This window comes from Marinobacter sp. ELB17 (genome assembly GCF_000169375.1).
Classification (GTDB): domain Bacteria; phylum Pseudomonadota; class Gammaproteobacteria; order Pseudomonadales; family Oleiphilaceae; genus Marinobacter.
The window spans coordinates 166,728-179,631 of the sequence record NZ_AAXY01000006.1; the positions used below are offsets into that span (position 1 = coordinate 166,728).

The following is a 12,904-nucleotide window of genomic DNA, read 5'->3' on the forward strand; positions in this document are numbered from 1 at the left end:
TTTCCGCTCATTTGACATGAGCGCTCATGAGCGGAAACCGATCAATTTGGTTTGATAAGGCCAGGTTCAAGTTCGGCAGGGGAGTAGATGTGCCAGTTTCCCAGGACCACCGTTGCTGGGGGGTAGCGATCATCGGACACGGTTTCACCAATGGCCATGACCTGTTGGATTTGGTGCGAGTTTGGGTCCATGTAAGACTGAAATCCGATAGGGTCTTCGGGAGTGGTCAGTGTTAACGTTTCGAACGCTTGTTGAATAGCTGTTGGGTCTTGGTAATTGGCGCCCGCTTTTTTCACGGCTTCTGCGATAGCGACTATGCCAGTAAATGCACCTTGCGCGCCGGATGAAGGGTAATATCCGGTCTTGCGTCGAAACTCTTCCACAAACCAATGATTAAAGTCGGTTTCAGGCCAGTTGTTATGATGCCGCGACGCTAAAAGAAGACCCAAGGGCATTTGGTTTCCGAGTTGCGCGAAAATTTCATAATCACCACCTTTCTCAAAATTGGCAAAACGTGAACCCTGAAACAGCGCGGTATTTGTGGCCTGGGTCACGAAGGCTACAAAATCACCGCCCCATAGGCTGTTTACTACTAGGTCGGGTTTCTCTTTGATCAGTTCATTGATGTAATGACTGTAGTCTGGTTCGTTCAGCCTTGGCCACAGAACTCCGGCGATCTCATAGTCAACATTGAAACGCTCAAGGGCCTCTCGGAAATCAGCCCACACCTGGTAGCCATATTCATAGTCGGGTCCGAGATAGGATATTCGCAACGGTTTTTGCGATAAGTGGTCTGAAAAGTACTCCCTGATGAACAAGGCCCCGGCAGTCATTGATTGCTGGGTATCGTTGGTTACCCTGAAATAGCGATCATGGAGAAACTCGCTAGTGAGTCGTGATGAAGCATGGTCAGTGCCGATAAAAAATACACCGGTCTCTTCTGCGATGGATGTAATTTCAATGGCTACAGAAGAGTTAACGACGCCACACAAAAAACTGGCGCCTTCGTCTTCAATAAAACGCCGAGCTAGGGTAGTTGCCGTTGAAACCTTAGACTTGGTATCACCAAGCAGAATCCGCAGGCGAGGGCTATCCGCAGATGCTTGCTGTTCGAGGTATTTTAGGGCTAGGCGTATGCCGACTACCGAGTCGCGCCCCAGGATACCTGCCCGGCCAGACATTGGGTAAAGGCAGCCAACGGTAATGTCGGCCTGATCTTCTGAGGCGCCTAACCCCTCTGCGTAGACTGGTGTTGTCGAGTTTAGCAGCAAAAAAATGGTGCTAAGGAACAGTAAGTAACGATAATTATTGCCAAGTTTTTTTTTGGTCAAAACTCATCTCCTCTCAACCCAAGCTTATGCATTCGCCGTTTCAAGGCGTGCCGAGAAATGCCCAGTGCGCTTGCCGCGTCACCTTTCCGACCCCGTGACTGCATAAGCGCGTCGCAAATACACTGAGCTTCACGCTTTGCCATTTCACTCGACAATGAGTCGTCGCTCTGTGCGTTGCCAGCGCCTGCGCATACCCCCTCGGTGTTCCGAGCAGAATTAGCGCCAGCAATTTCAGGAGGCAACCGAACCGGTGCAATTGCCTCCCCCGCGTGGAGAATTGTCAGCCGCTCAATAGTATTACGCAGTTCCCTGATATTGCCGGGCCATTGATAGTCGTACAAAAGCGCCATGGTATCCGGCGGAATGGTGATTGGACTGCATCCTTCCTGCAGCGCAAGATCTGCTGAAAAATCTGCAACCAGTTGCGGAATGTCTGCCCTGCGTTCCGCAAGAGATGGGATGCGCAGCGGCATAACATTCAGACGATAAAAAAGATCTTCCCGGAACGAGCCAGATCGGGCTTCGGCCTGTAGATCGCGGTTGCTAGCTGCAATAACCCGAATGTCAGCCTCAATTTCCGTATGGCCCCCTACCGACCGGAACCGATGAGTTTCTAAGAAGGTCAGTAGTTTCGCCTGGAGGGGCATTGGTAGCTCTCCTATCTCATCAAGGAAAAGAGTTCCTCCACTCGCTAGCTCGACCAAGCCAATACGTCTTTTATCCGCGCCGGTATAGGCACCTTTCTCGGCGCCAAAGAGTTCTGCTTCTATCAGATTTTCGGGAAGAGAAGCGCAGTTAACAGAGATAAAGGGCGCGCGTTTATCTTTCTCTGAATGCAGTGCCTTGGCGATAATTGTTTTACCACTCCCGGAAGGGCCTTGAAGCAGAATAGTGCGGGCCGAGCTTTTCCCGATACGCTCTACCTGCTGAAGCAGCGTTTGCATCGATTTACTCGTTCCACTAAGACCGTGGGTATTAGTATCCTTTTCCCTCCGGTAGACAACCTCTTCGCTCAGCTGCCTTTGCTTGTGGTTGCGCAAGATCAGAAGAATTAATTCCTCCAGATCAAAGGGTTTGGTGATGTAGTCTTGAGCGCCTTTTTTAACGGCTTCTACGGCTGCGCGAGTATCGCCGTGGGCAGAAATCATTATGGTTGTGGGCGGAGCAGACATTGTATTAATGATATCTAAAATGTCGAAACCCGAGTGGTCCGGCAGTTTGAGGTCCAAGAGAACGATGTCGGGAGTTTCGGTTTCAATTAGGGCAAGGCCACCCTTACCCGTGTATGCCGCGAAAACAGTCATCCCCTCCTCTTCCAGAGAAAAAATCAGAATGTCGACGAGGTTTTTCTCATCGTCGATAATCAAAATTGTCGGTTTGCGCATCAGTTAATTCCACGATCTAGCTGTTCAAATACACCGGCAGCTGCAGAGTTACTTTTAGTCCCTCGCCGGAGACGCTTTGAAACCTCAAGTTTCCTTTGTTTGCCTGTGCCAGTTGCTTGCAAATGGCTAGACCCAGTCCCGTACCGTTGATTTTGGTTGTAAAAAACGGTTCGGTCAGGTGGCTTAAGTGTTCAGACGTGACCCCTGGACCGTTATCGCTGACTGAAATATAAACCGCCAGCCCATGTTGCTTGACTCGGATAGTAACCCGCCCTCCCATGCCTTCGAGTGCCTGGATTGCATTCATCACCAGGTTCATAACGATTTGGCGGATCTGGGATGGATCTGCCCAGGCAAAAACTGGAGGATGCTCAATCTGAATCAGTTCGACGCGATGACTGTGGGCAATGGCATCCGCGAGAATTTTGACTGTTTCCACTACGTCCAGGACGTTAACCTTTCCCGCCGTCGCCTCTCTAGGGCGCGCATAATCTAGTAACAGCTGAACGACATCGTTTACCCGGTCAATTTCGCGGTCAACGGATTCCATCAATTTTTGGCGTTTGGGGTCAGACTCCTTTCTAGATAACGCTTGAATCGTTGTTTTTATGGTTGCGAGAGGGTTCCTTATTTCATGAGCGACCCCAGCGGAGAACTGTCCGAGAACCGCCCTTCGCTCAACGTCCACCATGCTCTTTACCAAGCGTTTGAGGCGAAGGCGCATGCGCTCAAGTGCGAACGAGAGATGTCCGATTTCAGCTGTACCTTCTATACTGAGTGGCGTTTCGAAGTCACCACTGGCAACCCGGTCGGCGCCCTCGACGAGAGGGGTTATCTGTCTCTCAAGCCGCTTTGATAAATGACGGGACAGGACTATAACGCCCAGTGCGGCTGCGATGGCTAGGAAAATCAGCCAAAATCTTGCGGACTCCAACGGCCCTAATAGAGGGTCACCCAACCACTGCAAGCGAATATGCCATCCTTCAATAAAGTCTCGGGAAATAATATCTTTTTGAGAGAGCTGTCTGAGCGGCTCAAGACTGCCCAAAGATGTCAGCATCACTTCTTGAGGTGGCACGATCAGGGGAGCCTGCAAACCGGCTAGCGTAAGATCCTGAATTTGTTCTGTAAGGCTTGCGAGCCTTACAACCAGCCCAATCCAAGCCTCCGGAGCCGGATTCCCGGTAGGACTAAGTCGGAGAATGATCCAGCCTGGCCTCTCAGAGGTTGGAAGTGCCGGGCCCAGCAATTCTGCACCGGCAAAGCGTGTGGTAGGCAGAGCGCGCCACGAAACGCCATTGAGCAAGGTCTGTGTCAGGTGCCATTGTGGTTGATCAAACTGAGCAGGCTTTGTCACTACACCGTAAATGTGAGGACTGTCGAGTTGCTGCCTGAGCTGGGCAAGCATCATCTGGCTGGGCGTGTCGCCCGCTTGTGCAGAGGTGAGCCACTCAAAAATTTCCGGAACATCGGAAAGTCCTTCCAGCTCGTAGATTCTTTCTTGGAGAAAAGTTCTCAGAAGGTTTTCGGCGCCCGATAACCTAGCGTTGGTGCGGCTCTCAGTGACTTTTTCTAGGACTCGGACGTACTGGGTATCGTAAACAATTGCCAGTAGTGCCAGCGGTATTAGCGCAATCAGGAGAGCACTGAAAAGATAACGCCTCGCCAAACCATTGCGCTGCAATGTGCGTAATCGCGGTGGAGTAGACGAGTCATGTTTGATTATACTTCTCATTCTTCAGACACGAAGGCAGACACATCAAGCGCTGCTGATTAAATGACGGGACATTCGTCTAGTGCACGAAACCAGCATATCGCTTTCGACACCGAAAAGCGCAGGAACAAATAGGCGAACATGGCTGTAAACAGTAACAGTATTAAGCACTTATCGTTGAATCTGAAAATCACTTTTCAGATTGTCGTCTTTTTGTTCGCTGAACATTACTAGGCTGAGAGCTGTTTAGCTAGCAGAGAAGTAAGCTGCCCCTTCGATTCACGTTGGCCTAGCAGCCATGCACCTCACCGGTTGCTGCAGCGATAGATACACATCCGTGACTGCATTCAATGGCTTCGTCCGGCCCTTGAGTCTAAGAAGTTCACCCCCTCCAAGCAACGATACTGACTAACGAGGGTAGGGCATGTATTCGAACTGAGAACACGCTTCGACGTCAACAGAAAATAATGCCTGATCGAAGACGATAGCAACCAAGCATTGAGTCCAGCCGCAATCTGGTAACGGATCACGCGTCAAAAATGACGACTAGCATATCGATTCCGTCGGCTTAATTCTACAAACGTGCCTCGCCCAGCTTACCCAGCCGTTGCGAGGCAAGTGCGGCAGGCTCTATGGCTATCAAGCCAGTACCAATGTTGATGCCAGCTATCGCGAGATTAGAGAAACCGAAGCTTATAAAGCAGCGATAGACGAAACCGGCAGCAAAAACTCACCCAGCAGCATACTTAATCGTTCCAAGCACTTTAGTGTTAATCACCATGCGCTTTCTATCGAAGTGGCCATAAATTATTCAGCTTTAGTTTGACACATCGTTACTGCCCGCTTGCGATTACTCGTCATGTTATCCCCAAAAAATGTGGATAACTGCCGGCGCAAATATACGAACGAAGGTGACCTGCCATTGCTACTAGGGGTACCGGATCAAACATCATTGATGTCTCCCCATTTCCCGTTCTTACTCACTGTGCGGCGCGCGCGTTTTCCCAATAGTTGACAGACCTAGAGTTTCCTAAAAGATCAGTTTTAAGGCTGTGCTTTGTGTAACTGGTGCTGAAACCAAGCCGCCATCTCTGATTGTAACGGATCAGTATCCGTGCCTTGAGTCGGTGCTGGACTACGTGCAGCTTTGCCTTTCTCACGGCGTTGATGGGCCAGCAGCGCCCGCTGCTCTTCGAACACCGGGGAGAGAGCCTCGATAGGGATGTCTGTTCCTTTTTGGTCGTTAAGGTTTCGACGGAGTCGTTTGAACTGTTCAGGGGCAGGGGGGCTGGCAAGTACGCGCACTGTGTCATCGCGAAGAATTTCATGTTCTCTCGCCCAGAACTCAACGGCCTGGTACCACACTTGTGAAAACAGAAGGTTTCGGAATGTAAATTCTCGCTGTTCTCGACGGTGCGTCCCAGAAGTCGACGCAGATACCAGGAAGCAAGCCTGCCACTTTTTTTGGCGATCGAGAACAAATGACGTTGTAATCCCATGAACACCAACTCCGCAATCTGAGCCGGTTGAAGGATCGTTTGAAGACACAAATCGGCGATATTGGAGGATCAAAATTTCGGCTTCCCACGCCGTATCAAGATATTCGGCTTTCAATCGCAGATATTTGAAGCGGACATCATGATCGAGTTGCTCGCGTATATGTGATGTTGAAAAACACTCTGGCTTGAATCCCTCTATGGGGGTTCGTGTCACTATAAATCCTACAAATCCTGCTGGGTGCTTTCCAGGTCCATAGTAGATAACGCTCATGCGTTGGGCTTACCTCATTAATTTTGTGTCAAAAAGAAAAGTGGCATCAGGCACTCTAGTGTTTCGTCTGCGGCAAAGTAGACTAGGTTAGATCGGTTTGAACAGGTGCGGACGACTTTTTCCAAACGGCCCTGTCAATTTGCTTAACTTCATTAGGGCGCTATAAAGGTATTTTTTGGTTCTTTTATGCGCGACAAGTCCATTTGCCACCGACGAAACCTACCCGAAGACATCAGTGATGATCAACAAAAGAGCTCCATTTAATCTATACGGAGAGCGTCACATGAAGAGATTATGTTTTCAGCTAGCAAAATCCTGATCCTGTAGCAATCCGCAAAAGGGTGTTTCTATTTCAGTGACAGGAGGGTCGGGTGACCTTGGAAATGGGGAATTAATCTACAAATTTTTTCGAGATATTCTCGTAGTCTGCGTATTCCAGACCAAGGTTGCCACTGATTCCAGACGAAGCCTGCCACCCATTCCACGCGAAAGCTGCCACTGATTCCACGGCAAAGCTGCCACCCCGGCAGGTTGCCTGGTTTGCCCCATCGAAACCGTCCGGCGCGGGATAACTTAACGGTACTCTGAGTCTTTTCATCCGGAGAAGACCAGATGCCTGCGAAGAGGTTATCCATGCGTAAGATCAAAGAAGTCCTCCGCCTCAAATGGGAGCGAGGGCTGAGCAACCGACAGATTGCAGCGGCCTGCGGCGTCAGCCGCCCCACGGTCAGCGAGTATCTTCGGTAACAGCGACTTAACCGCCGGCGCCTTCATGTCCAGCGCAGAACTCGCCAAACCCGTCGCCGCCTTGCGTAAAAGCCTGGGCCAGATACTGGCACCGGAAATGGCAGCGCTTCTGTCGCGCAGCCTACGAACCCTGCATGTACGAGTCCGCTAGCACAACGAAAATGCCTTGGCCATCGCCATGGAAAAACACCCGAAAGTCAGCCGCGTACTCTACCCCGGCCTGCCAGATTTTCCCGGCCACCAACTCGCCAAACAACAAATGCACGGCTTCGGCGGCATGCTCAGCATTAATGTAGTCGGTGGCGGCAAAGCCGCAGAATGCGTCGAAGACCACCTGCAAATCTTCCTGCTAGCCGCAGCCTGGGCGGCGTCGAAAGCCTCGTCAGCCAGCCAATCGCCACCAGCCACTGCCGCCTGACACCCGAAGACCGGGCACAAAGGGGAATCAGCGAGGGCTTACTGCGATTGTCAGTGGGGCTTGAGGATGCGGGGGATTTAATTGCCGATTTAGAGCAGGCGTTGGATAGTTTAGCGGACTAGCTGCGGCACTCTCGGGGACAGATTTTAAATCTGTCCCCTTATCGCTACAAGCGACTGTTCACGCTTCGAGTGCTTCGAGTTGGATCAGAGGGCCGCCCGTCGCCCCTTGAGGCCCAAAACGGCACAGACGATTCCGATGAGCACCATCACGGCGATTACCCAGGTCGGCACGAAGAATGTGTGGTAGACGTCCCAGCCAAACAGTTTCAGCAGTTCGGAGAACTGGGTCGTTGCCCCCACCAAGTGGCCACCAATGGTGCCGGTCGTGGCAAAGATTGAGATGCCGATCAACGCCAGCAGGAGCAGTACCCAGCGTCGGGCACCGTCGAATGCTGTGCTGCCGGCTCGCCAGACGAGCACGGTCAACATGCTGAAGACCCCCAGCGACCAGAGCGCCGTGAGAATGTGGTTGCGAGCCAAGGGGCTGGAGGTGCTGGCTTCGATGGGCCAGACCAGGAGGCCGCTGGCGATGGCAACCAGAGCGGCCAGCAGGCTCAGTACCAGCACCGGCAACAGGGCGGCGCGGCTGAGTTCGGCCATCCGGCCGGGCAGCAGGGCGCCAATCAGGATCATCAGAGTGGCGAGTGCCCAGAAGCCCAGGGGGAAGTGAACAAGCATATGGTGCAAGCCGCTCATGATGGTTCTCCTTTGCGGTTGTTGGAGGTGTTGCGGAAGGCTGGGAGCAACGCGACCACCACGCCGAACATGGCGATAAGGCCGGCGATCAGGGTCAGGATCCACTGGCGGATGATGGCGTCGTTAAACTCCATCTCTACGCCGTAGATCGCCAGCTGACGTTCGCTGTGCCGGGCGTGAACCGGGGTACCCTCGGCGATGTCCGGTGCGCCCGCGTGGGCGCGGCTGACCAACAATGGCCAGTTTACCTGCCCGGGGTAGAAAAGGGTCACCTCCTTCCAGTCATCCGCCCAGTCTGGCGTCCTGCCCTGGAACGGAATAGCCGTAAGATCGGCATCACGCCCCAGGCCCAGCGAGACTGGCAGAGAGACGAGGTGCCAGCGTCCCCCGGTAGCGTTGCGGTGTACCGCGAAGGCTGCCGTATAGAGCCCTTGGTCGTGCAGGATCTTGTCGTCCAGTGGATTGCCGGTATCCAGGCGGCGGGAGAGGGTCACATCCCAGTAGCCATCGTTCCAGCGCCCCTCACCTAGCACGGTGATGTCGCCCCGGGAGCCTTCTGTCTGTCGAACGAGCCGGCGGGGGATGACATCTCCGTTCTGCCAGTCCTGGTTGGGATCGAAGTCGATCGCGGTGTCCTCCGCCAGGAAGTAGGGACTGTCGAAGTCTACCCGGCCGGCCTCGATGTCCTCCCAGCGCAGGGCTGCCTGGCCGGCTACTTCTGGGTCGAGCATCCACAGCGGTTGGCCGGCATCGCCATCCCAGTTGGTCGTGTAGGGGCTGCGTCCCGCGTCACCGGAGCGTTCCGCGCCGACCCACTGGTCATCGGAAAGGTTCAGCGGGTTGGAGCGATGGCCGCGCCAGTGCCAGAGGTCCAGAAAGTAGCCGGCCTCGCGCTGGGCCTGGAGAGTCTCCGGCGCCTGGCGGCTGGCCCAGTCACCAAGGTCGATGCGAGTGCCGGGCATCGACTTGGTAACCTCTTCCGGGGCCTCGTCAGTGAAGCCAGCGGCCCCAGCCCCGATGGTCATGTAGCCACCGTAGCGGGCGAAGTCTGGCACACTGCCGTCATCGAGCATCATCGCGACGCGATCTTCGTGGAGGCCGTCCGGGTTGGAGCCGGGCACTGCGCTGCCTTTTTTCACCCAGTCGCCATTCTCGTAGACCAGTACGTCATGGAGGATATGCGGGCGTTCGGAGGGCCAGCGGTAGCGGAAAAAGATCCGCTCGTCGTTGTACGCGGCCTGGACCTGCAAGGGCATGTTCAGCTCATCGGGGATTGAGATGTTGCGCTCCGGGTCGTCCTCGATCACCCCGCTGCCCTGGGTGACCCAGGCGAGCCCGAGCGCTATGGGTAGCCCTAGTGCCAGCCAAAGGATGCCAGTCTTGTCTTGACGTGCCATATGTGCTCCTGAATCAGAGGGTGTGGCGAACTTTCAGTGTAGCCTCAAACCGGCGGAATAATATGACATAGGTCATGTCGGGACCTGAATCCCGACTGCTGGAGCGAGCGGCCTAGCGTGTAGTGGTGAACTAAATTTGGTCGCCGCAGTCGTCACTATCTCCGCAGGATGGAGTAGGATTAAATTCTATCTTATGGTGGAGACCCGTCATGCGTCGCACAAACGGACCTGGAGTTCTCTACGAAGACTGGCCGCAAACGTGACCACTCCCCTGCGGCCCCTGTTTTCAAAGACCTCCAGGGTGCCCGGCGTTCTCAGGGTTACGGCAAAATATTGCTGATAGAGAGCGACCAATACACCCTGTTTGAAGAAACCACCATCAGTTGCCGATGCGGAGGCGTTCCTGAGTCAGCTGCACCAGAGGTTGGATCGCTTTGGACTGTCGCTCAACGAGGACAAGACGAAGCTCATCCGCTTTGGGCGCTTTGCCCGGAAGGACTGTGCGACAGCAGGGCTACCAAAGCCTGAGTCGTTCGATTTTCTGGGGTTCACGCACAGCTGTGCAGTCCTGCGTGATAGACGGACGTTCATGCTGCTGCGGCAAACATCTGTGAGCCGCATGCGACGAACGCTGCATAGCGTCAAGGACGGGGTATACCGAAACAGGCATCGGCCGGTTGGCGAGCAGAAACGCTGGTTGGCTGCGGTGATGCGGGGTCACCTGAACTACTTTGCCGTTCCAGGCAACGTCATCAGGGTGAGCCGCTTTCACACGGAACTTGGAAAGCTCTGGATGAAGGCGTTACGGCGCCGCAGCCAGCGCTATCATTTCGTGTGGGCGCGCTTCGGTCAGTTCTTGCGAGACGCGCTGCCACAACCCAGAGTTGTGCATCCTTGGCCAAACAAACGATTTGACGGTAGACACTCAAGATAGGAGCCGTATGCGTTAGTAGCGCACGTACGGATCTGTGCAGGGGGTGCCGGGTGACCGGCATTCCTACTGCGACCAGCGAACAGGGCTTCCAAAGCCTATCGGAGCGGCTTCGGGCGTTGCGTAGTCTATCGGTCCGACACTCTGGAAAGTAAACAATCCGCTGAAGCACTTCAGACACTTTTATCGGAAGAAAAAGGCATCGACAACGCAAATGCCCTAAATGATTTTCCAGCTTCAGCGTGGCTGAAAACCGCATTAGACATCCACCAACCAGAACTACGATTTATCCTGGCAACTGATACTCGCCCCCAAGCTGACTGAACGACGCCCAGGCCTTCTTGGTGCGCTTAATGTGTAAAAGGAGTCAGTTATTCTGTAAACATGATGTTTTGACCTACCGGTCCTCAACGGGATAGCTAACAGCTCCTTGATCAGAGCAACATTGCAGCGGGCATATCAAAACCTCATTCCTAATGCTGCTGCAATCGCATTCCATTTCAAATTAGGTGTAGCCCCGCCATTGCACTGGGTTATGCCGCAAGCATTGGAGTACGCCTGCAGCTAAATGTCTGAGCCGGTGCACGAGCCATGCAAAAATCGAAAGTTGTTCTACCCACGAAAAATATCCAACGGCCTGCCTCGTTTTACCGTTGTGAGGCCAGCCAGCGAAGCGCAATAGCTCTGGCTTGTGTCAGACTGCCAGCGTAGGTAAGTCTGCCAATGACTTTCCGCACATGAGCCCGACGCAATTTGACGATGATGCGAGTTGGTAGTCCGGTCAGAATCAGCGAGACATTATCCTGCAGCATGTCTTCAACCAGGGTCTGAAGATTTACTATGGCGGTGCCGTCCATACTCGGCACGCCTTGCATGTCGAGGATAATAATTCTGACCTGAGGATCGACCAGGCGCAGGGACGTAAGTGCTTTCTCTGCAGCACCGAAGAACATCGGTCCGTTGACACCATAAACGGCAACCTCGGGCGGCAGTCCGTTAACCGTTGAGTGGGTTTCTGTGTCTATCTTGTCGGTGCGGGTCAGCAGTGCCATTCGCCGAATAAACAAGGCAGCCGCCAAACCAATTCCAACTGCAACGGCCAGCACCATGTCGAAGATTACAGTCAGACCAAAGCACACCAAAAGAACGCCCACGTCCCCAGCGGGAGCTGATCGCAAGGTGTGCATGAAATGGCGGGCCTCACTCATGTTCCAGGCGACGACGAGTAGGAGGGCTGCCAAGGCTGCCATTGGGACAAGCCCCAACAACCCCGCAAGCGCCACGACGGAAAGCAATACAACCAGCGAGTGCACCACTGCAGCAATGGGGGAGCGAGCACCACTTCGGATACTGGTCGCAGTCCGTGCGATCGCCGCTGTGGCCGTGACCCCACCAAAAAGAGGCGCCACTATATTTCCAAGGCCCTGGCCAATAAGTTCAGCGTTGGGGTCGTGCCGGGTTTTGGTCATGCCGTCCGAAACCACTGCGCAAAGTAGAGACTCAATCGCCCCCAGAATGGCGATTGCGAACGCGGGGCCCATCAACGAGCGGATGAGCTCAAAGTTCAGCTTTAGTGGTTCTCCATTAGCGCCGGGTAACGACCAGGGCACCATAAAAGTGGGGGCGATCGGTGGAATACCGCTACCTACGTCTCCTTGATGCTCCCACGTGAACCGAGAGGCGATAGTTTCGACCGTCGTTCCGTCACCCCCCATCAAACTGTTGATCAGGTAAGCGCCTATGGCTCCTGCAACCAAGCCCATCAGGGGTGCTGGTAAAGGTAGCTTCAGGCGAGGCCAGAGGATAAAAACTGCTAGTGAGAAAAAGCCGATTCCCAGCTCAAACGGATTAATAGAAGGCAACGAGGCCCCTATCCTGCCTAGATTCTCCACAAAGTGTTCGCCCATCTGACCCACTTCCAGCCCCAGAAAATCAGGGATCTGAAGCACTGCGATCACGACCGCAATGCCGGCGGTGAATCCCAGCACGACCGGGTAGGGCACGAACTGAATCAGTTGGCCCATTCGCGCGAGGCCTAATGCCACCAAAATCAAACCGGCCATCATGGAAGCGATCAGCAAACCACCGAGTCCGTATTGCTGCACAATGGGAAATAGGATCACGACGAATGCAGCCGTGGGTCCTGAAACGTTAAAGCGGGAGCCACCAGTCAGTGCAATGATTACCCCTGCAACAATGGCGGTATAAAGCCCGTGCTGGGGAGGAACGCCGGTTGCAATCGCCAGAGCCATGGAAAGCGGTACCGCCACGGTACCAATGGTCAGCCCTGCCATTACATCCTTGCGAAGATCGGCTAGGCCGTAGCCTTCTTTAAAAGCGGACCGCAACCCGGTCGCAATTCCTGGCAAATTTCGTAACATCTTAGGCATTGCCATTGGTTAACTCCCTGCTGTGTCGTATTTGCTGGATTTCCTGATTTTTCAGCGTTCGTG

General features: G+C 53.9%; 8 protein-coding genes and 2 pseudogenes. 3 read left to right on the forward strand and 7 right to left on the reverse strand.

Going from position 1 to position 12,904, the window contains the following annotated elements; translation table 11 throughout:
- Nucleotides 1-41 precede the first annotated feature (41 nt).
- The 4 genes from MELB17_RS10040 to MELB17_RS10055 form a co-directional block, all read right to left on the reverse strand.
- On the reverse strand, nucleotides 42-1,331 hold the full coding sequence (locus MELB17_RS10040; protein WP_007350120.1) for an ABC transporter substrate-binding protein: 1,290 nt from the start codon (nucleotides 1,329-1,331) through the stop codon (nucleotides 42-44).
- A complete protein-coding gene (locus tag MELB17_RS10045; RefSeq protein ID WP_007350121.1) occupies nucleotides 1,328-2,716 on the reverse strand; it encodes a sigma-54-dependent transcriptional regulator in 1,389 nt (462 codons plus the stop codon). The genes MELB17_RS10040 and MELB17_RS10045 overlap by 4 nt, the downstream gene beginning before the upstream one ends.
- Nucleotides 2,717-2,732: 16 nt before the next feature.
- Complete coding sequence (locus tag MELB17_RS10050; protein WP_227498864.1) at nucleotides 2,733-4,400, reverse strand: sensor histidine kinase; 1,668 nt, start codon at nucleotides 4,398-4,400, stop codon at nucleotides 2,733-2,735.
- A gap of 1,074 nt (nucleotides 4,401-5,474) precedes the next feature.
- A complete protein-coding gene (locus tag MELB17_RS10055; protein WP_007350123.1) occupies nucleotides 5,475-6,200 on the reverse strand; it encodes a hypothetical protein in 726 nt (241 codons plus the stop codon).
- Nucleotides 6,201-6,812: 612 nt separating this feature from the next.
- Here MELB17_RS10055 and MELB17_RS23775 point away from each other — a divergent pair.
- A pseudogene (locus MELB17_RS23775) lies at nucleotides 6,813-6,941 on the forward strand (helix-turn-helix domain-containing protein); the annotation flags it as partial.
- Between the two features lie 31 nt (nucleotides 6,942-6,972).
- Nucleotides 6,973-7,487: pseudogene (locus MELB17_RS23780) on the forward strand (PLP-dependent transferase).
- An 84-nt stretch (nucleotides 7,488-7,571) separates the two neighbouring features.
- Here the strand turns inward: MELB17_RS23780 and MELB17_RS10070 are convergent.
- Nucleotides 7,572-8,123, reverse strand: coding sequence for a DUF2231 domain-containing protein (locus MELB17_RS10070; protein WP_007350128.1), 552 nt, complete (start codon nucleotides 8,121-8,123; stop codon nucleotides 7,572-7,574).
- Nucleotides 8,120-9,520, reverse strand: a complete 1,401-nt coding sequence (locus MELB17_RS10075; protein WP_007350129.1) for an ethylbenzene dehydrogenase-related protein — start codon at nucleotides 9,518-9,520, stop codon at nucleotides 8,120-8,122. Before MELB17_RS10075 ends, MELB17_RS10070 begins: the two co-directional genes overlap by 4 nt.
- Nucleotides 9,521-9,884: 364 nt before the next feature.
- On the opposite strand from MELB17_RS10075, the gene MELB17_RS25605 reads away from it, so the two are divergent.
- Nucleotides 9,885-10,454, forward strand: a complete 570-nt coding sequence (locus MELB17_RS25605) for a hypothetical protein (RefSeq protein ID WP_007350130.1) — start codon at nucleotides 9,885-9,887, stop codon at nucleotides 10,452-10,454.
- A gap of 644 nt (nucleotides 10,455-11,098) precedes the next feature.
- Here MELB17_RS25605 and dauA read toward each other — a convergent pair.
- Nucleotides 11,099-12,847 carry a C4-dicarboxylic acid transporter DauA gene (gene dauA / locus MELB17_RS10085; RefSeq protein WP_007350131.1) on the reverse strand — a complete coding sequence of 583 codons (1,749 nt, stop codon included), beginning with the start codon at nucleotides 12,845-12,847 and terminating at the stop codon, nucleotides 11,099-11,101.
- Nucleotides 12,848-12,904 lie beyond the last annotated feature (57 nt).

What these genes read in the sequence shown, in the direction of transcription:
- MELB17_RS10070 (WP_007350128.1), bottom strand. Translation starts at nt 8,123, where the DNA reads ATGAGCGGCTTGCACCATATGCTTGTTCACTTCCCCCTGGGCTTCTGG.
- MELB17_RS10055 (WP_007350123.1), bottom strand. Translation starts at nt 6,200, where the DNA reads ATGAGCGTTATCTACTATGGACCTGGAAAGCACCCAGCAGGATTTGTA.
- MELB17_RS10045 (WP_007350121.1), bottom strand. Translation starts at nt 2,716, where the DNA reads ATGCGCAAACCGACAATTTTGATTATCGACGATGAGAAAAACCTCGTC.
- dauA (WP_007350131.1), bottom strand. Translation starts at nt 12,847, where the DNA reads ATGGCAATGCCTAAGATGTTACGAAATTTGCCAGGAATTGCGACCGGG.
- MELB17_RS10075 (WP_007350129.1), bottom strand. Translation starts at nt 9,520, where the DNA reads ATGGCACGTCAAGACAAGACTGGCATCCTTTGGCTGGCACTAGGGCTA.